The 19,646-nt window shown below is 55.5% G+C and carries 19 protein-coding genes; 4 read left to right on the top strand and 15 right to left on the bottom strand.

Going from position 1 to position 19,646, the window contains the following annotated elements; all coding sequences use genetic code 11:
- Nucleotides 1–86: 86 nt before the first annotated feature.
- The 3 genes from CAFE_RS03975 to CAFE_RS03965 all read left to right on the top strand — a co-directional run bounded on the left by CAFE_RS03975 (nucleotide 87) and on the right by CAFE_RS03965 (nucleotide 4,432).
- Nucleotides 87–1,289, top strand: a complete 1,203-nt coding sequence (locus CAFE_RS03975) for an LCP family protein (RefSeq protein ID WP_166525058.1) — start codon at nucleotides 87–89, stop codon at nucleotides 1,287–1,289.
- Between the two features lie 138 nt (nucleotides 1,290–1,427).
- Nucleotides 1,428–3,389 carry a methionine--tRNA ligase gene (gene metG / locus CAFE_RS03970; RefSeq protein ID WP_156989856.1) on the top strand — a complete coding sequence of 654 codons (1,962 nt, stop codon included), beginning with the start codon at nucleotides 1,428–1,430 and terminating at the stop codon, nucleotides 3,387–3,389.
- A 263-nt stretch (nucleotides 3,390–3,652) separates the two neighbouring features.
- Nucleotides 3,653–4,432: a TatD family hydrolase gene (locus CAFE_RS03965; protein ID WP_156989855.1), complete on the top strand. Its 780-nt coding sequence runs from the start codon at nucleotides 3,653–3,655 to the stop codon at nucleotides 4,430–4,432.
- Between the two features lie 179 nt (nucleotides 4,433–4,611).
- Here CAFE_RS03965 and CAFE_RS03960 read toward each other — a convergent pair whose 3' ends face one another.
- The 7 genes from CAFE_RS03960 to CAFE_RS03930 form a co-directional block, all read right to left on the bottom strand.
- Complete coding sequence (locus CAFE_RS03960) at nucleotides 4,612–5,187, bottom strand: YcxB family protein (protein WP_166525057.1); 576 nt, start codon at nucleotides 5,185–5,187, stop codon at nucleotides 4,612–4,614.
- 33 nt (nucleotides 5,188–5,220) lie between these two features.
- A complete protein-coding gene (locus CAFE_RS03955) occupies nucleotides 5,221–5,511 on the bottom strand; it encodes an HPr family phosphocarrier protein (RefSeq protein ID WP_066642111.1) in 291 nt (96 codons plus the stop codon).
- Nucleotides 5,512–5,530: 19 nt separating this feature from the next.
- Complete coding sequence (gene ptsP, locus CAFE_RS03950; RefSeq protein ID WP_233452696.1) at nucleotides 5,531–7,249, bottom strand: phosphoenolpyruvate--protein phosphotransferase; 1,719 nt, start codon at nucleotides 7,247–7,249, stop codon at nucleotides 5,531–5,533.
- Nucleotides 7,250–7,435: 186 nt separating this feature from the next.
- Entirely contained in the window at nucleotides 7,436–8,863 is a 1,428-nt protein-coding gene (locus tag CAFE_RS03945) for a PTS transporter subunit IIC (RefSeq protein ID WP_066642109.1), read from the bottom strand.
- A gap of 88 nt (nucleotides 8,864–8,951) precedes the next feature.
- The gene (locus CAFE_RS03940) at nucleotides 8,952–9,254 is read right to left on the bottom strand and encodes a PTS sugar transporter subunit IIB (protein ID WP_066642107.1); all 303 of its coding nucleotides are present in this window, start codon (nucleotides 9,252–9,254) and stop codon (nucleotides 8,952–8,954) included.
- A gap of 77 nt (nucleotides 9,255–9,331) precedes the next feature.
- On the bottom strand, nucleotides 9,332–9,784 hold the full coding sequence (locus CAFE_RS03935; protein WP_066642098.1) for a PTS sugar transporter subunit IIA: 453 nt from the start codon (nucleotides 9,782–9,784) through the stop codon (nucleotides 9,332–9,334).
- A gap of 26 nt (nucleotides 9,785–9,810) precedes the next feature.
- Complete coding sequence (locus tag CAFE_RS03930) at nucleotides 9,811–10,554, bottom strand: class II aldolase/adducin family protein (protein WP_156989853.1); 744 nt, start codon at nucleotides 10,552–10,554, stop codon at nucleotides 9,811–9,813.
- Between the two features lie 374 nt (nucleotides 10,555–10,928).
- On the opposite strand from CAFE_RS03930, the gene CAFE_RS03925 reads away from it, so the two are divergent.
- Nucleotides 10,929–11,765 (top strand): DeoR/GlpR family DNA-binding transcription regulator, encoded by an 837-nt coding sequence (locus CAFE_RS03925; protein WP_083209901.1) that lies wholly within the window; start codon nucleotides 10,929–10,931, stop codon nucleotides 11,763–11,765.
- Between the two features lie 14 nt (nucleotides 11,766–11,779).
- On the opposite strand, the gene CAFE_RS03920 is transcribed toward CAFE_RS03925, so the two are convergent.
- From CAFE_RS03920 to CAFE_RS03885, 8 genes are all read right to left on the bottom strand, one after another.
- Entirely contained in the window at nucleotides 11,780–12,145 is a 366-nt protein-coding gene (locus tag CAFE_RS03920) for a DUF1667 domain-containing protein (RefSeq protein WP_156989852.1), read from the bottom strand.
- Between the two features lie 13 nt (nucleotides 12,146–12,158).
- Complete coding sequence (locus CAFE_RS03915; RefSeq protein WP_156989851.1) at nucleotides 12,159–13,409, bottom strand: NAD(P)/FAD-dependent oxidoreductase; 1,251 nt, start codon at nucleotides 13,407–13,409, stop codon at nucleotides 12,159–12,161.
- 1 nt (nucleotide 13,410) lies between these two features.
- Complete coding sequence (locus tag CAFE_RS03910; protein WP_066642064.1) at nucleotides 13,411–14,862, bottom strand: NAD(P)/FAD-dependent oxidoreductase; 1,452 nt, start codon at nucleotides 14,860–14,862, stop codon at nucleotides 13,411–13,413.
- Between the two features lie 76 nt (nucleotides 14,863–14,938).
- Nucleotides 14,939–16,216, bottom strand: coding sequence for a RuBisCO large subunit C-terminal-like domain-containing protein (locus CAFE_RS03905; protein ID WP_156989850.1), 1,278 nt, complete (start codon nucleotides 16,214–16,216; stop codon nucleotides 14,939–14,941).
- A complete protein-coding gene (locus CAFE_RS03900; protein ID WP_156989849.1) occupies nucleotides 16,213–17,025 on the bottom strand; it encodes a triose-phosphate isomerase in 813 nt (270 codons plus the stop codon). Before CAFE_RS03900 ends, CAFE_RS03905 begins: the two co-directional genes overlap by 4 nt.
- Before the next feature lie 29 nt (nucleotides 17,026–17,054).
- On the bottom strand, nucleotides 17,055–17,519 hold the full coding sequence (rpiB, locus tag CAFE_RS03895; RefSeq protein ID WP_066642295.1) for a ribose 5-phosphate isomerase B: 465 nt from the start codon (nucleotides 17,517–17,519) through the stop codon (nucleotides 17,055–17,057).
- A gap of 83 nt (nucleotides 17,520–17,602) precedes the next feature.
- Entirely contained in the window at nucleotides 17,603–18,550 is a 948-nt protein-coding gene (locus CAFE_RS03890) for a transketolase family protein (protein WP_066642057.1), read from the bottom strand.
- Nucleotide 18,551: 1 nt separating this feature from the next.
- On the bottom strand, nucleotides 18,552–19,397 hold the full coding sequence (locus tag CAFE_RS03885; protein ID WP_156989848.1) for a transketolase: 846 nt from the start codon (nucleotides 19,395–19,397) through the stop codon (nucleotides 18,552–18,554).
- Between the last annotated feature and the right edge of the window lie 249 nt (nucleotides 19,398–19,646).

Here is a 19,646-nt window from a genome sequence, read left to right as displayed (position 1 = left end):
AAGCCGCCGAAAACGCTCCGCGTTGACAAGCCCTCCTCTTTGCAATACAATAAGTAGGCTTGATTGAAATGAACGCGAGGTGCAGTATGAACAGACAAAACATGGGAAGTCCCGTCCGCCGTGCCGGCTCCGGCGCCAGCCGAAACGCCGCGGGCAGACCGTCGGCGCGCCGAAATGTTTCCTGGGACACGCAGGAAATCGATCGCTACAATGTGGTCGACCGGGATATCTACAGCAATTCCCCCAAACGCCGCGGCACACAAGCCAAAAAGCGGCGGAAAAAGGGCGGCTGCCTGAAAAAATTATTCACTCTGCTCCTCGTTGTCGCGCTGGCCGCGGTCGGCGGCGGATTTATTTATTTCCACATTCTCTCCTCCCGCCTGGACCGTTCCGACGTAACCAGCTCGCAGCTGGCGAATTATGTGCAGCTGCCGAGCGGCGCCCCGGCCTGGAACGTAAAGTCTGACAACAGCGTCATGAACATCCTGCTGCTCGGCGTGGATGAGAACGAGGATGGCTCCGACGGCCGGTCGGACACCAACATGCTGATGTCCATCGACAGCAAATCCAAAAGCATCCGGCTGGTGTCTTTTCTGCGGGACTCCTACCTGGAAATTCCGACCGTCGGGAAAAACAAGCTCAACGTCGCCTACGCGAACGGCGGAGTCGCCCTGACCATGCAGACGCTGGAAAACAATTACCGAATCAATATCGACCAGTATATTTCGGTCGATTTCAATAACTTCGTCGCCGTGATTGACAAAATGGGCGGGCTGGACGTGCCGATGTCCAAAGCGGCCTGCCAGGCGGAGAATGCAAATATGGGAAGCCATCTGTCCTACCCCTCCGCCGGCGAAAAAACCATCACCCACCATCTAAACGGAAAACTCTGCCTTTATTACGCCCGCATCCGCCACGCGACCGACGAATTCGGTCATGACGACTACGGCCGCACGGGGCGGCAGAGGCAGGTCGTGGAGCTTATGATCCAAAAAATGAAATCCATGAACCTCATCGACGCCAACAAACTGATTTACGATTATTTAAATTATGTAAAAACGAACCTGAGCGACAGCCAGCTTTTGTACCTTGCGTCCGTCGGCGCGTCGCTTTCCGGCTACAAAATTGAAACTCAGCAGATTCCCGCTCCCAATACCTTTGACGACAGCGTTTCCGTGAAAGGAATCGGGAAAGTGGTTTCGGTCAATCTGGAAAAGAACTGCACCGTTCTGCGGCAATTTCTCTACGGCGAAAACAGCTCGTCCGAAAGCAGCTCGGACGGAACCTGATTTTTGCGGTCGCGCGCCGCGATCAACGGCTTGTGACGGCGGGGAAACCCGCCGTTTTTCCGTAAGAAGTGAAATTGCTTTTATTTTATGGCACAGAATGGTATAATAATAAAAATTAAGTTCCCGGAGGCTGAAAAAATGGAGAAAAAGACCTTTTACATCACGACGCCCATCTATTACCCGTCCGGCAAGCCCCATATCGGACACAGCTACTGCACGCTGGCCAGCGACGCCATCGCGCGCTACAAGCGAATGCAGGGGTACGACGTGATGTTTTTAACCGGGACGGACGAACACGGTTTAAAGATTGAACAAAAAGCGGAGCAGGAAGGCGTCACGCCAAAACAATATGTGGACCGCATGGCGCAGGTTTTTAAAGATCTGTGGAAACTGCTGAACATCTCAAACGACCGCTTTATCCGCACGACGGATGAGTACCACGTGAAGGCCGTTCAGAAGATTTTCAAGGATCTGTACGACCGCGGGCACATTTACAAGGGTGAATACAAGGGCTGGTACTGCACGGACTGCGAGGCTTTCTGGACCGAGACGCAGCTCAAAGACGGCAAGTGTCCCGACTGCGGCCGCGAAGTGAAAATCGTCAGCGAGGAGGCCTATTTCTTCCGCCTGTCCAATTTTGCCGAACCGCTCCTGAAATACTATGAGGAACACCCTGATTTCATCCAGCCGGAAAGCCGCAAAAATGAAATGATCAGCTTTATCAAGCAGGGCCTTGAGGACCTGTGCGTCTCCCGCACCAGCTTTTCCTGGGGCATCCCGGTCACCTTTGACCCGAAGCACGTGGTATACGTCTGGCTGGACGCGCTGACCAACTATATCACCGCGCTCGGGTACAACTCGGACGACGATTCCGCTTACCGAAAATATTGGCCCGCGGATGTGCAGTTCGTCGGCAAGGAAATCGTCCGGTTCCACACCATCATCTGGCCGGCAATGCTGATGGCGCTCGACCTTCCTCTGCCGAAGCAGGTTTACGGCCACGGCTGGCTTCTGTTCGGCGACGGAAGCAAAATGAGCAAAAGCAAGGGCAACGTGGTCGACCCGATGATTCTCTGCTCCCGTTACGGCGTGGACGCGATCCGCTATTTCCTGCTGCGGGAAATCCCGTTCGGCGCCGACGGCCTGTTTACGAACGAAGCGCTGATCAGCCGCATCAACTCCGACCTTGCGAACGACCTGGGGAACCTGCTTTCCCGCACGACCGCGATGGCGGAAAAGTATTTCGGCGGGAAGATCCCCGCGGAACGCGAAGCGGCCCCGCTCGACGAAGAGCTGAAGGCCATGGCGCTTTCCCTGCGCGGCAAGTGCGACGAGGCGATCAATAAATACCAGTTCTCGAACGCGCTCGCGGAAATCTGGAAGCTGATTTCGCGCACGAACAAATATATCGACGAAACGGCGCCCTGGGCGCTGGGCAAAGACGAAAGTCAAAAGGCTCGCCTTGCGGCGGTTCTTTACAATCTGTGCGAGTCGCTCCGCATCATATCCGTTCTGCTCACTCCGTTTTTACCGGAAACTTCTCCGAAAATTCAGGAGCAGCTCGGCATTTCCGGCGATACGGTAACCTATGAATCAGCAGGAAGCTGGGGCGTATTTACAACCGATGCAGTCGTTAAAAAAGGGGCGACCCTCTTCCCCCGCATCGATGTGGACAAAGAGATTGAGGAACTGAACAAGCTGATTCCGAATCCTGCCGACCCGGCAAACGCAAAAGCCGCGCAGGAAACGAAAGCGGAGGATCAGCCCGAGGGAATCGCACAGATCGGAATCGAAGATTTCGCGAAAGTGAATCTGCGTGCGGCAAAAGTAACGGCCTGCGAACCGATCAAGCGTTCCAAAAAGCTTTTAAAGCTGACGCTGGATGACGGCATGGGCGGACGCACGGTCGCCTCCGGCATTTCGCAGTGGTACAAGCCGGAAGACCTGATCGGGCACACGGTCGTTGTGGTTTCAAATCTGAAGCCAGCCAAGCTCTGCGGCGTGGAAAGCCAGGGAATGATCCTTGCCGCCGACGCCGGCGAGGACGATGTCCGGGTGGTCTTTGTCGACGGTGTTCCCGCCGGCAGCAAGATCCGGTAACCTGCGGATACGCGTTTTTCACCGGGAGAGTCTTTGGATTCTCCCGGTTTTTTTCCACACAAAATCTTTCGGCGGATGGCGGACATTTCTTGTTTTGCAGACATTCGTGTGCCAAGCAGAGGAACTTTACCGACGGAAACAAACGAAACCGCCAATATGCGATGGGCCACACGCCAAAAGTGCAAAGAGATGCTTTCACGGAACAGGAACGGCTTTTATCCCATGCACCTCAACGCACTAAAGAAATCTTTGATGGAGGTCATATGAATTACTCCAATATTTTCGACAGCCACGCGCATTACGACGACGAAGCGTTCGACGCCGACCGGGACGAACTGCTCGCTTCGCTCCCGGAGCGGGGCGTCTGCCATGTGGTCGACTGCGGCGCGGACCTTGTCTCTTCCCGAAAAGCAATTTCACTTGCGGGGCGGTACGGCTATTTTTCGGCGGCGGCGGGCATTCATCCGGAATGCGCCAAAGACGTTCCCGCCGATTGGCAGGCACAGCTGGAAGAGCTGCTCGCCGATTCGCACATTGTTGCGGTCGGGGAAATCGGCCTTGACTATCACTTTGAGGAAAACGCCCCCAGAGACGTGCAGCGCGATATTTTCGAAAAGCAGATTCTTCTGGCAAACAAGCTCCGCCTGCCGGTGATCGTGCATGACCGCGACGCGCACGGCGACACCATGGAGCTGCTGCGCCGCCACCGCCCGACCGGGGTCATCCACTGCTTTTCGGGCAGCGTGGAAATGGCGTCCGAAGCCGTTCGGCTCGGGATGTATCTCGGCGTCGGCGGTTCCGTCACGTTTAAGAACGCCCGCGTTCCGGTCGAGGTGGTAAAGAGCCTGCCGCGCGACCGCCTGCTGCTGGAAACCGACTGTCCCTATCTCGCGCCGGTCCCGTACCGCGGCAAGCGCAACGATTCCTCGCTGATCCCTTTCGTCGCGGAAAAAATCGCTGAAATCCGAGGCGAAAGTCCGCAGGATATTTTAAATTTGGCAAAAGAAAACGCGGAAACCCTTTTCCGCGTCTGCAAAAATTAAGAGGCATTGTTCGCTGAACGGTCGTCCGCTGCGGACCCATACAGGGGTTCTCTCCCTCTTCCCTGCCAAAAAGCACGCGAAAAACCGTTCTTCCTGAGATTTTAAACAGCTTAAAAAAACAAGCGGGCTCTTGCCGTCAGGAGTCCGTTTGCCTTTTTAAATCATTTTATCGCAAAAAGTTACATGGCTGCGCCGGATTTTCCAGTCCGTTTCCAATTCTTAGACCCGGCCCTGCAATGTATTTTAAAACGAACGCCGAGATGCTCCTTCAGACAAACGCGGGTTTTTTCAGTCAAATCTTCCGGCACGCCTCTTTTGGGAAGCAGGACCGCGTCGTTCTGCGTCCGGAAGATCATAAAAAGATGACTCGTCTCGAAGGCGTAAGCGATGTCGTCCCAGTTGTCCTTTCCGGTATGGTAGTTTCCGCTTTCCCGGTACTGCATCCCGTCTTTTGCCAGCAATACCGTATGCGCCCTTTTGCGGTAAGCGGATCCGTCCCGCTTAAACCGGCGGACACGGAGCAAAGCGCTTACAAAGAGCATCGGCATGGTAACGGCCACCATCAGAGCGCAAAGGTGGATCGTTTCCGTCAGCTCGATGATCCCGGCCAAATCAAGCAAAAAGGCGGAGGAGCCCGCGATCCAGGCGATTAAGACAGCGATGTTCTGCCCTTTGCGAAACGAAAAAGTGGAGAAGAAAACCATTTCCCTGTAATCATTCATCGTCAATTTGAATTGATAAGCGATCGGCTCCATATCAGCCATCCCTCCCCTGTTTGCAACGGCCGTTCATCCTGCGGATGATTCCCCGAATTTGGAATCGATGAGCGCGACCAGATCGTCCACCGCCTGTTTTTCATCCGCCCCATCCGCAAAGACCTCTACTTCCTCTCCCTGGGCAAGCCCCAAGGAAAGCAAGCTGATAATGCTCTTGGCATTCGCCGCATCTTCTTCCGGGTCCCCGGCAACGCGGGAAATTCTGATCTTGGAGGAGAATTTTCCTGCCGCCGCGATAAAGTCGGATGCCGGGCGCGCGTGAAGCCCGGTCGGGTTTGCAATAACGGTTTTCTTCGAATACATCGTCGTGTCTCCTTATCTCTTATACAATATCTTTCAGCGCATCTCTGAGATACGCTTCCACCTCTCCCGCCGTTTCCATTTGACAGACCCGGTCCGCCATGTCCCGCGCCTGCGCCAGATCCAGGCGGGAAATGATCCTTTTCGCGCGCGCGACCGCCGATAATCCCATGCTGACACGCCGCATGCCGAAGCCGAGAAGGACCGGCATGGCGAGACCGTCGCCCCCCAATTCACCGCAGACGGAAATCGGTTTCCCGGCCCTGTCGAACTGCCGCACCGTATCGCGTATCAGCCGGAACAGCGCCGGGTGGTAGCTCTGATAATATTGTGCGACATTCTGGTTCAGCCGGTCCGCCGCCGTGGTATACTGGCAAAGGTCGTTCGTGCCGATGCTCGCAAAATCGACTTCTTTGGCGGCCAGATCCGCGATCAGGGCGATGGCGGGAATTTCAATCATGATGCCGATTTTAATTTCCCTGTTATATTCAATCTTTTCACAATCCAAATCCCGCTGTACTTCCCTGACAACCCCCTTGGCCTTTCGGATGTCGTCCATGCTGCCCACCATCGGAAACATCAGCCACAAATTTCCGACGGTACCGGCGCGGAGCGCCGCGCGAAGCTGGGTCTTAAAAATATCGCGGCGCTCCAGACAAAGTCTGAGGGCGCGGTTGCCGAGGAACGGATTCTCCTCCTTCGGAAGCTGCAGGCATTCAAGTTTCTTGTCACCGCCGATATCCAAGGTTCGCAGAATCACGGGGGCGTCTCCCGCCTGCATCAGAACCCTGCGGTATATTTTATATTGTTCCTCCTCCGTGGGAAGAGTCTCTCTTCCCAGATACAGAAATTCGGAGCGAAAGAGGCCCACGCCGTTTGTGTGCCGAATTGCGTCGATTTCCTGTGCGTTGGCGGAACCGATATTCAGCTCAACCTCAATTTTTACGCCGTCCTTTGTAAAGGAGTCGCCGTCCAGATATTTTTTCGTCTCTTCCGCCTGGCGCCGAAACTCGGCCGCCTTTCTGCGATACGCTTTTTCCTCCTCGCCGGCAGGGTTGACAATCAGTTTGCCGTCCACGGCGTCTACGATGACGGATTGACCGCTCTGCAGCAGCGAAAGCGCATCCTTTACACCCAGTAAAGCCGGAATTCCATAACTGCGTGCGAGAATCGCGGTATGCGAAGTGGGGCCGCCGACCTCCGTGACAATGGCGAGCACCTTCCGGCGGTCCATGGACGCGGTATCCGACGGAAAGAGATCCTTTGCTACGACCACCGCCGGTTCCGCGAGGAACGCCAGATTCCGTTCCGGAATTCCCATGCAGTTCCTGAGCAGGCGGCATCTGACGTCCTCCAGGTCCGAAGCGCGCTCCCGAATCCTTTCATCCGCGGATCTTCCAATGATCCTGGCGTATTTTCGAAAAATCTGGTCCGCCGCTGCCTCCGCGCTTTTTCCTCCGGCAATCCCGTCGCGGATTTCCTCCTCCATGGCCACGTCAAACAGGATATCCATATGGGCCTTGATGATCTTGGCTTTTTGCGGGTCTTCCTGCTCAAGGCGAAGCCGCAATTCCTCCAGTTCCTGCTTCGCGCCGCTGCGCGCTTCCTCATAACGGCTCAAGGCCGCCGGTATCTTTTCCCCGGCAATCGCCGTATTGTCGACCACAGGAACAAACGGCTCATATCGCATGACCTTGCCGATCGCGATTCCTTCGGACACCGGATTTCCCTGACATACCAATTCAAACTCCTCCTTGACTTTGGAAAGCTTCCAGACGGCTTTTCATCATTTCAAAAAAGGGAAAGGGGAAATCGCACCGCCGAAACAGTGCGGCGCCCCTTTTTCCCTCGGAACGTTAACATAGCTGTCGACCGAACGGCTGCCGCAGCGGCAAGGCCGAATGCCGCTGCATGAAAAGCGGGATGTTCAGCTTTGCGCGGGCACGGTGGCGGCACTGTCGTTTATATGGCCGGGGTTCACCGCTTCTTTTTCGATCCAGGCGTGAATCTTGGCGCGATTCTTGCGTACAAAAATGTAAGAGAAAATATACACGGCTACGACCGCCCCGATCGCGATCGGATTCTTCGAAAGGAACGCCATAAAGATAATTGCGCCGACCGGCTGACCAAGTATGATAAAACTTGTGATCATCATTACGCCGGCCTGGATTTCGATGGTGCCGACGCTCTTGGCCACATCGGTGAACGCGCTGCCGGTCATGGTGCAGCAATACAAAAACAAAACGCAGTAAATGCCGCCGGAGATAATGGATTTGAGCATATTGCCGTTTGAACAGGCAACGCAGGGCTGGATGACGTATGGGATTGCAACCAGATCAAGCATGGGGAGCGTCTGGTTTCCTGGAAGAATAAAGGAAATGATCAGTACGATCGGCATCAGAACAATTCCGGAAATCAGCGTTGCGGTTTCGCCGTATCCGCAGGCGTCGTTGACGGCCAGGTACCATTCTCCCTTGGTTCCTTTCACGGATTTTTTGGAAGCCTCTGTGATAGGCCCGAAGGAACCGGCGAAAATGCCCGAAATCTTCGGAAAAACCGCCATGACGGAGGCGGTGGCGACACCGCAGACGAGAATCGTGCCCCAGGATGCGAGTTCTCCCAGATGCTTTATGTTCCCGATGACGCCGATAAACAGCCCAAGCAGAAATCCCAGCGTCATGGGTTCGCCCAAAAAGCCGAAGCGCTTCCGGAAGCTTTCCGGGTCCGCTTTCACCTTGTAGAGACCCAGACGGTTCAGGACCCAGTTCATGCCGACCGCATAAACGCCGACGGTCGCGGTATGTAGGGAAGCGATGGTGCAGCTTGGATAACGATAGTATTTGGACCATCTTTCTTCAATCACCTCTGTAAAGCAGAGGGTGAAAAGCTGCTGCATGATCATGCAGGAAAGGGAAAGCGCAAAATTCTTTGTCAGCAGGAACAAGCAGGACCCCCAAGCCATGTAGGAGTAGTTGTTCCAAAGGTCGCCGGCTTGGAATACATTGGTATAATGCGTCAGAAACAGCACGGTTTGGAGTACGATCGCCACAACCAGGTAGATCATACCGATGTTTGTGGAATATGCGATGATCGAAGTGGTCTGCCAGCCCATGTCAAGGATATTCAGGTGAATGCCGGTATCCTTAACCAGCTGATTGATGATCGGCGTGATGATAGGGCTGTAAGCGCCGATCACAAGGTTAAATCCCTCCAGGCCGACGCCGGCGGACAAGCCGGACATAAAAGCCTTTTTGACCGGAACCTTCAGGATAACCGCAATGATAAAGATGACGACCGGTACAAATACGACGGGTCCAAATGTATCGAAGAAGGTTTTAATCGCTGTAAAAAACATTGTGAATCCTCCCAATTTCATTTCGGAATAAGAAGCCGATATGCCCCTTTTCCCGTACAACCTCCGCAGCTACCAAAGCTCAATCCGGTTATTTCCCGGCCTTATGCAGTGCTTCAATCGCCTCCTCCATAAATTCGTCTTCGCCCATTCCGGTAATCAAGCCGATCGCGTTGAAAGCTGGCACGCCGCAGTTGTTGCTGATCGGGCTTGCATACGCGATCAGGTCGAAGTGCTCCCGGCTGCAGCAGCCTTCAACCTCGCTGGAATTGGCTTCGACCGTTTCCGCGTCGTAGCCCTTTTCCGCAAACAGATCCTTGAGTTTGCCGGCTACCATGTTCGAGGTCACCACCCCCGAGCCACAGATTGATAAAATCTTGATTCTTGTTGCCATAAACACACACTCCTTTTTTAGATAAAATCTATGTTAATACCTCGGCCGCGGCTTTGATATTAATCCATGAAAAGCGGTCAGACTTCAATGACGGGTTTGAGCAAACCATAAATTTCATCTTCGCTTTTTGCGGCGCGGATCTGATTGAGCAGATCCTTGTTCTGCAGCATTTTCATAATGCGGCGAAGCAGTGAAAGCTGATCTTTCGGGTCGCTGATGGCAAGCATAAACAGCACCTGGGGATGAAGCGTGACGTCGGGAGACCCCATCTGCTGAAATTCCACCGGGTGCTTCAGCACGGCGACGTTCATCGCCGGGGTAATCACGTGAGCGCTCACGGTATGGGGAATGGCAACATCATAAGCGACGGCCGGAAGCGCCGTCGGCGACTCTTGTTCGCGCTCCAGCACCGCATCCACAAAGCTCTCTTTGACAACGCCGGCCTCCACAAAATCTTCGGCCAGTATGCGGATTGCCTCTTCTTTGCTTTTTACATCAAGATTCAAACGGATTAAATTCCTGCTTAACATAACCGTATCCCCTTTTCTCTGTACTTTTAAAGCGGTCCGAGGTCAGCTGTTCTCGGAAGAACATCCGACGCGTTCTGCGGTCGGCTGACCCCACGCGGCAGCAGTCCGGTGGTAAAGCCGCCGGCCCGCCGGCGCTCATCCAGCCCCGCCAGCTGCTCCTCCGTCAGATAGCGGGCTTTTCCAAGAAGATGAAGGTTAAACGTAATCCTTGCATAATCCTCCAAAACCTCCATGCGGCGGTATGCCGTGGAAATGGAATCCCCCCAGGTCAGCGCCCCGTGATTGGAAAGAAGAACGGCGTTGTAATCCTTACAGAAAGGCGCGATGCTTTCGGGGACTTCGTCCACACCGGGCTTTGCATATTTTGCCACCGGCACGCTGCCAAGCTGCATCAGCGCTTCCATGAGCGTCGGCTCATCCAGCGCAACGCCCGCAATCGCAAATGTCGTCGCATAGATGGGATGGGCGTGCACAACCGCCATGACGTCCGGATTCTCCTGATAAACACGCAGATGCATCTTCACTTCGGAAGACGGCGTTTCATGCCCTTCTATGATGTTTCCGTCCAAATCGAGCTTCACCATGATATCGGGGTTCATATCTCCCTTGGATACATCCGTCGGGGTGCACCAGATTTCATTTTCCGATACCTTCACCGAAATGTTCCCGTCATTTGATACCACATAACCGTGTTGAAACAATCCGCGTCCATATTTGACGATATCCAATTTTGCTTGCTCATCGGTGGGATAGTTATTTTGGACAAACATTTTATCGCCCCATTCTGCATTTTTGTTTATCTCGTCATTATTTGGATTTATGATGGATTATACCATTATTATGTTGGAGTGTCAATCATATTTAGGCAAATATTACGTAATTTCCCAAAAAATATTTGCATTTATAGGATATATATTATATAATTGTTATAAGCAATTTTGTTGTTATGTTGTTTTATATTGAATTCTTGTTTTTTTCGGACTGCCGGCCCGTGGAATTTTCAGTTGGAAAGGAGGGTGCAGCGTTAAGAGCCGAACAATCCGGTGAACCCCGGGAAGCCATTGCCCACAAACTAAAAAAAGCGTTGAAAAGCGGCGGCAGCGCATTTCGGAATCCGCCGCAATCAGGAAAGGAGTCCTGCCCGATGTTATCGGTTACACGCAAACAGAAAATTAAAGATCTGATTCTGGAAAAGAAAAGCGCCACGGTTTCGGAGCTTGCCAAACTGTTCTCCGTAACGGACGAAACGATCCGGCGCGATCTCAGAAGTCTGGAATCGGAGGGAGTCTTGCTGCGTTCCTACGGCGGAGCCTTCGTACAGACAGGCGTTGAAAATCTGATTGACTACAGCATTCGTTCCACCGTCTACCTAAAGGAAAAAGGCATTATCGCCGAAAAATGCAGGAGCCTCATCCAAAACGGCGACGTTGTTTTTCTGGATCATTCAACGACCACTTTCGCAATTGCAAAGGCCGTAGAGGACATGAGGCTCACGCTGATTACAAACTCTTTGCCCATTATCAATCTTCTTTCCAAAAAGGAGAACATCCGCCTGATCGGCATCGGCGGGTTTTTCTCCCTCAAAGAGCTTGCTTTCTACGGCAGCAAAGCGCAGAAAGCCCTGAACGAGTATTATGTGGATAAATCTTTCTTTTCCTGCCGTACGCTTTCCATCGACCAGGGCGTTACGGATTCCAACGACGACCTGGCTCAGATACGTAAAACCATCCTTCAGCGCAGCAAAGAATGCTACCTGGTCGCGGACTATACAAAATTCAATCAGGCATCGTTCATCACCATCTGCGGGTACGACTGCCTGAGCGCAATTATCACCGACCGGCCTCTTTCTCAGGAATGGCACACCTCTCTTCAAAAATACGGCTGCCGCATCTACGACGCCGCGCCGGAACAAGCGGGCCCGGCAGACGGCGTAAATAAGAAAAGTGACGCCAAGAATGATAACCAGCCCAAATGCCGGTGATGAAAGCGCTGAAATCAGGAATCGCATGAGGCAATCAGGTCAACGCCCGTATCCAGCAAATTGCGGATGATTATGTCGCCCATCCTGACCGGGGAGCGCACCGTAACATGCCGGAGCAGCTCCATGGCCCGCGCGTGCTTGCTCAGCGCGAACGCCTCGGAGGAACGCACCGGAAGCAGAGCTTCCCTTCCGTCTTCGCAGCGAAGCAGCGCCGTACTGGTGATCACCCGTACGGGGCAGGTGATTTCCTGTCTGGCAAAAGCCTCGCCGCGCGGGCATTTGTTCCCCAAAACCCGGACCGCTTCCGCTTTTTCGTTTAACTCAACGGTTATGCCGCAGCTGTTCGGGCAGACCGTGCACACAAGTTTTCTGGTGTCCATCCAGGATTCCTCCTCATACGGATTCGATTTTCATAGTGATCTCGCCTTCGGCCTTTTGCAAAACAGCGGGCGTCAGGATCAGCTCTTCCATAATGCTCGGGATGTATCGGCGCGGTTTGCCCCGCAGCAAAACTTCTCCGGCGGATATAACCGTCAGGCGCGCACGGTCGCAGGGACGCCGCACGCGGAACATGACGGAGGTCTTTTCGCGCGAGCGAATGACCGAAGGAACCGTATAGCCGATCGGTTCCTCGCAGTGGATTTTCAGGTCCGCCGTACTTTCGCCCCGAACGCCCTTTGCATAAGCGGCCGCGGATTCTCCCGCGCGTTCCGCCTCCATTGTGACGTTATCCGCCAGGTCGTGCACGTGCAGAACGTTGCCGCAGGAAAAGACGCCGGGGACGCTGGTCTGCAGGCTGTCGTCCACCGCCGCGCCGTTCGTGCGGGGATTGAGCCTGACTCCGGCGCCGAGAGACAGTTCGTTTTCCGGGACCAGGCCGACGGAAAGAAGAAGCGTGTCGCACGGCACGATTTCAGACGTTCCCTCCAAAGGCCGCTGTCTGTCGTCCACTTTTGTCACCTCGACCGCGGAAACGCGGCCGTTCTTGCCGATGACGCGGGACACGGTGGTGGAGAGATGCAGCGGAATACCAAAGTCCTCCAGGCAGTTTTTGAGATTCCGGACAAGGCCGTTCGGATACGGCATCAGCTCATAAACGCCCTCTACTTTCATCCCCTCCAGACTCAGGCGGCGCGCCATGATGAGCCCGATATCCCCGGAGCCGAGAATGACAAACCGACGGCCGGGGCAGAAATTGTCGATGTTGATATAGTGCTGGGCCTGGCCGGCAGTCATAACGCCGGCGCAGCGGTCGCCTGGAATCTTGATTTCCCCCCGGGTGCGTTCGCGGCAGCCCATTGCGAGCACAACGGCTTTCGCGTGGATCACGGTAATTCCCGTCTCGTTCATGCAGACCACTTCCCTGTCGGGAGTGATTCTCAGTACCATGGTGGAAAGAAAAACTTTCACACCCGTATCCTTCAGCCGGTTGATAAAACGCTGTGCGTACTCCGGCCCGGTCAGCTCTTTCTTAAAAAGCCTCAGACCGAACCCGCTGTGGATACACTGCAGCAGGATTCCGCCCAGGCGCGGGTTTCGCTCGACTAAAGCGACGCTCGCGCCGTTTTCCTGCGCCTTCAGCGCCGCCCCCATGCCGGCGGGCCCGCCCCCGATCACCACAACGTCAAATTGCAGCTTATTCATATCAGCAGCCCTCCTTCAGCTTGGAGTAAACGATCTGAGAATCCGCCCCGCCGAGACTGATCTCAGTCGGGCTGAGCCCCAGTTCCCTCGCCATGATGCCGAGAACCTTCTGCTGGCAGAAGCCGCCCTGGCAGCGTCCCATTCCCGCCCTGGTGCGGCGTTTGACGGCGTCCACCGTCGTCGGTCTGGGGTTTCGGCGCAGGGCGTCGACGATTTCCCCCTCGGTCACGCACTCACAGCGGCAGACGATCCGGCCATATGCCGGGTTTTTATGGATCAGCTCATCCTGTTCCTCCGCGGTGAGCGTGCTGAAATCGACCGGCGGAGTGCGTGTGTCGATAAAGTCGTCCTTTTCAACCATCGGCACGCCGTAAGCCTTAAGCATTTGAACCGCATAGGCCGCGATCGCAGGGGAGGAAGCCACCCCCGGGGACTGGATTCCGGCAATATGGAACAGCCCTTCAACTTTTTGGGAGGGCCGAATGTAAAAGTCGTTGTTGTTTCCCACGACAACGGCGCGGTTGCCCGCAAACGTGCGGATCACTTTGCGGGTATCCAGCTTCTCGATCAGCCGGTTCGCGCTGGAAATCAGCTCTTCGATCCCATCGCGGTAGCTCGCGACGTCGTCTTTTTCCATCATGACCGCCGTGGAGCCGACCAGGATATTCCCGGAAACGGAATTCATGAGGACGACGCCCTTTGATTCGGGCTTTGGCACCGGATACAGCGTCATCACATCGCGGATCCCACAGTTTTTGTCCATCACCAGCAGGTCGCCGTGGCGCGCGCGAATGGTGAATTCATCCGCGCCGGCCAGCCGCGCCACGTCGTCCGCGTGCACGCCGGCGCAGTTAAGAACATACCTGCCGGCAATCTCCCCTTTCGGGATAGTAACCAGGAACCCACCGCCCTCCGCTCTGCGGATCGCCGTAACAGGGGAGGAAAGATACAGCCGAACGCCGTTGGCGACCGCGTTCTCGCAGAAAGCAATCGCGACTTCAAACGGGTCCACCATTCCCGTGTGCGGGGTATAAAGAGCATATTTCGCCTTCCGGTTTGTCTCCGGTTCCAGGTCGAAGATGCGGTCTCCGCCGATCAGCTCCAGGTCCGGAGCTCCGTTCAGCCGGCCGCGTTCCAGCAGCTTCTTTAAAACGGCGAGATCCTTTTCGTCGAAGCCGACCACCATCGAGCCCTTTTTCTGAAAACGGAACCCCAGCTTTTCGGAAAGAACGGGGTACATCAGGCACCCCTTGCTGTTTAAAAGCGCTTTCAGGGTTCCGGGCACAGGATCGTCTCCGGCATGGATCAGGCCGCCGTTCGCTTTGGTCGTACCCGCCGCAACATCGGCGGATGCTTCGCATAAAGCGACCTTCAGCCGGTATTTGGAAAGCTCCCGCGCGATGGCGCAGCCGGTTATCCCGCCGCCGATAATGATCATGTCATATTGCTGCAATTCACACACCTCGATCAGTTTTCGTGTTGTCCTCCGGCCCGTAGGGGCAACCGGCCGGCAGGTTCTTGAAACGCGTCTACCCGTCGCGCCCGAATCGTTCCAGCGCGGCGCGCAGCTCCTCGTGCTCCCTCGCGGCATCCTCCACAGGGACGCGCGCCATCGCGGCATCAATTGCCTGGCGCATGGCCCGCGCGCCGGCGGCCGCCCCCATCGGATGCCCCTGAACGGAACCGCCCGCGCCGAGAATCATATCAGTCCCCAGATCCTTCACATAGCGTTCGACAATGCCCGGGTGCACGCCGCCGCCCGCAATCGGCATGGAAGGTTTCAAATGATAATACGGCAGGGACATCTGATGCGCCGCCTGAATATATTTCTGGTATTTCAGCGGGTATCCGCCGTACGGAGTATTCATCATGATCAGATCCGCGCCGGCCATTCTTGGAAACAGCCCGGTGACAAACGGGGACGAAAGACCGCTGGCAACGCCCTCGAACAGCGGTCCGCTGCCCGCATAATGAGCCAGAACCGGTACCCCCACGCTTTCCGAAAGCGCGCGTACCACGCTGTAGCCGACCGCGGCATAGCTGACCATGACGGCTTTCGCGCCGGCCTCGACACAGCGCTTCGCGTTGTCAAGCACGCGGTCCGCGCGGTCCGTCACATTGCAGATGTAAATCGCGCGGTGCCCGGTTTTTTCATACGCTGCGTCAGAGGCTTTCCCATACGCTTTCACCCGCTGCGCCGCAGGGCAGAATTCCGGATTGCCGAGCAGCTCGTCGTCCTTGATGAAGTCAACGCCGCCCAGAGCCGTCTCGTAAAAAATCTTCGCTCCCACGTCCGGCGTAAAACCGGTGCAGGGTTTGATCATGTTCAAAAGCAGCGGGCGCTCCGGCTCCCCGGTCAGCCTGCGCAGACCCTCGATCCCGAACCGAGGCCCCCGGAACTCCCCGACAAAGCTTCTCGGAAGCTGCAGATCCACCAGCTTCACCTGAGCGGAAGTGGAAGCGTCGTTCCCGAGCAGCGTCACCAGCATCTGCGGAAACTGCGCCCCGAAATTGGACACCGGATATGCGAGCTGAATCAGGTAGGCGGCCGTCTCCGTTTGCACCTGAGTGGAAAGGTCGCACGGGGGAAGGTCAATGATATTGACCACTTTCCCCATATGCTTTTCCCTCATTTCGTCCGTAATTCCCGGAACCGGGACCCAGGTGCCGATCGTCTGGCCCATTGCCATTCCCGCCGCCTTTTCCACCACGTCGGCTTCCTTCGGCAGCTCAAGATAGTAGGCGGCAAGAACGTAATCCAGATCGCGGATGGACTCATTCAGCGCGTAAAGCTGGGACGGCTTCATTCGGCACCCTCCCCCGCGCGTTTTTCTTCGAACACCGGCAGCACCTTGCGGATGACGGCGTTGAAGTTGTCCGCGTCCCATGCGCTGCGGCCGATGAACAGCCCGTCGATCCCCGGCATCCAAATCAATTCCTCTGCATTTTGCGGGTTTACGCTTCCGCCGTAAAGAACGGGAACATCCCCGCCGGCCTCGGCGCCGAACAGCTCTGTCAGCGTCCTGCGAATCACCGTGTGGATCTGATCGGCATATTCCTTGGAGGCGGGCTCGCCGTTCACCCCAATGGCCCATACCGGCTCGTAGGCGATCCGGATTTTTCTCGCCTCGCAGGGCATGACGCCGTACAGGCCGATCTTCAGCTGGGTGCGGATCACTTCCTCTGCGATTCCGAACCCCTTTTCGCCGGCGGTCTCCCCAACGCAGAGCAGCGGGGAAAGCCCGGCCTTCAGAGCGCATAAAACCTTTTTGTTTTCTTCTTCATTCGTTTCACGGAACACATGGCGGCGCTCGGAATGTCCGACCATGACGAGATCCACGCCGGCTTCCTGAAGCATCAGCGGAGAAATCTCCCCGGTGAACTGCCCCTCCTCTTCCCACGCCATGTTCTGCGCGCCCAGGGAAACGCTCTGTCTCGGAACGCTTTCCCGCGCAGCCGCGAGGGACGGATAGGAAGGGATGACAAAGAGCTCCATCCTGTCGCGTGAAATATCCTTCGTCAACTGGTTCAGCCTTTTTAAAAACGCCACAGTCTGCGCCGTGGTCTTGTACATCTTGGTGTTGGTGCCCAAATAAATCTTTTTCCTGCGGTCCATGAAAAGCCCCTTTCTGTTATGATCAGCAGCTACCGGAAATTTTCAGCTTCAATCCCGGAGATTTCCTCCAGTTTGACGGTGGAACGGCCTCCCTTGAATTCCAGCGGAAGCCACTCGTCCACGATTTTTTTCGCAAGCTCCGGTCCGATGACTCGGGCCCCCATGCAGAGGACGTTTGCGTTGTTGCTCAGCGCGGCGCGCTCCGCGGAATAGGCGTCGTGGCAGACGGCGGCGCGAATTCCCCTGAACTTGTTCGCGCACATTGCCATGCCGATCCCCGTGCCGCAAATCAAAATCCCGCGTTTGTTGTAACCGCTGTCGATGATCTTCCGGCAGAGCCGCTTTGCAACGGTCGGGTAATTGGTTGGGTCGCCGGATTCGTCGCAGCCGACATTTTCCACCCGGCAGCCTTTTTCCTCCAGATAGCCGGCAATCGTCTTTTTTAACTCCACTGCGGCATTGTCGCAGCCGATCACGACCGTATTCCGATTCATACTCCATAGCTCCTTTTCCGTCATTTCAGATATTCCGTCAGGGATGATGCGGCCGGGTTTCAGGCTCCGGCGCATCCGGCCCGTTACGACCGTTCCATAACCTTCCGCGCGGTTTCCGCAATGTGGTCGGCATTGAGCCCGAATTCGTCGAGGAGGTCCTGCGCCGGGCCGGAGTGACCATATTGGTCGTTCACCCCGATTTTAACGACCCGCACCGGGCATTCCCCGGAAAGAACGCCGCAAACCGCGTCTCCCAGTCCGCCGATCACGCTGTGCTCTTCCACCGTGATGATTTTTCCGGTTTCCCTCGCCGCCCGTACGACCAGTTCCCTGTCAATCGGCTTGATCGTATGGATGTTGATCAGTCTGGCGTCAACGCCCTGTCTCTCCAAATTTTTCACCGCTTCCAGCGCGCGCGACACCATCAGTCCGGTGGCGATAATCGTAAGATCTTTGCCGTCCCGCAGCGTGATGCCTTTGCCAAGCTCGAAACTGTAGCCGTCCGAATTGTTGAAGCTCTCCACCGCGAGCCTTCCCAGGCGGATATAAACCGGGCCTTTCCACTCAACGGCCGCTTTCACCGCCGCCTTCATCTCGTAGTGGTCGGCAGGGTTGAGAACGACCATCCCCGGCACGGTGCGCATCAGGGCGATGTCTTCACAGCACTGGTGAGTTGCTCCGTCTTCCCCGACGGAAACGCCCGCGTGGGAACCGACGATTTTTACATTCAGCCTCGGATAGCCGACGGAGTTGCGCACCTGTTCATAAGCGCGGCCCGCGGAAAACATCGCGAAAGAGGTGGCAAACGGAATTTTACCGCAGGAGGCCAGGCCGGCCGCCACACCGACCATATTGCATTCCGCGATGCCGCAGTCGATAAAACGCTCCGGATATGCGTCCCTGAAGAGCGCCGTCTTGGTCGCTTCCGCCAAATCCGCGTCCAGAACGACCACACGCGGATATTCTTCCGCCAGCTCCCTCAGCGCCTCTCCGTAGCTTTCTCTGGTCGCCTTTTTCACCTTTTCCGCCATATTATTCCGCCTCCAGTCTGCGCAGTATCTTGTTCAGATCATTCCTGGCCACCGCATACTGTTCGTCGTTCGGGGCTTTTCCGTGCCAGCCGGCCTGGTTTTCCATAAAAGATACGCCCTTTCCTTTTACCGTCTTTGCGAGGATGGCGCAGGGGTTTCCCCTGACGGTTTTTGCGTGATTCAGCGCCTTTTCGATCTCGTCGAAACTGTGACCGTCGATCGTTTGAACGTCGAAGCCGAAGGCGCGGAATTTCTCGTCAATCGGAGCCGGCCCGGCGACTTCCTCAACGGAGCCGTCAATCTGCAGTCCGTTGTTATCCACAATCACACAGAGATGATCCAGCCGGTGGTGGGCGGCAAACATTGCGGCCTCCCAGATTTCGCCCTCTTCAATCTCCCCGTCCCCCAGCAGGGTGAAAACGCGGTAGTCCCTGCGGTCCATCTTGCCGGCAAGCGCCATGCCGCAGGCTGCGGAAAAGCCCTGCCCCAAAGAACCGGTGCTCATGTCTACGCCCGGCGTCCCCTTCATATCCGGATGCCCCTGGAGCATGGCCCCGATGCGGCGCAGCCGACTGATCTCCTCCATCGGGAAATATCCCTTTAAGGCAAGCGCCGCATACAAGCCCGGCGCGCTGTGTCCCTTGGACAGTACAAAGCGGTCCCGGTTTTCATCCCCCGGATTCGCCGGGTCCACCCTCATCTCCCTGAAATACAGGTATGTAAAAAGGTCGGCGGCCGACAGACTTCCGCCCGGATGTCCCGATTTGGCGCGATATACCCCTTCGATTGCGCCTAGCCTCACCTTGCAGGCAAGGATCTGAAGCTTCTTTTTTTCCGCTGCGTTCATTTTTTTCCATCCTTTCCGGCGGCGGTCCGATTTAATGAAACGCCAAAATTTTATAAGTTTTAAGATCACTTCCTGTGTGATATGCCCTGCATTCGAACACAATTATGAGCTGAATCGAACACTAAGTCAATACAAAAAAACAATTTCGTTGTTATTATCGAGATAGTTCTTTAAAATATGTTGCTTTTTACAACAGTATCAAACAATTTATTAAAAGTCGAACATATATGTAACAAAATTTAGATTAAA

This window comes from Caproicibacter fermentans, from assembly GCF_009746625.1.
Taxonomy (GTDB): Bacteria; Bacillota; Clostridia; order Oscillospirales; family Acutalibacteraceae; genus Caproicibacter; species Caproicibacter fermentans.
Note: the sequence above shows the minus strand (reverse complement) of the source record. Positions and strands in the feature narration are given on the sequence as shown.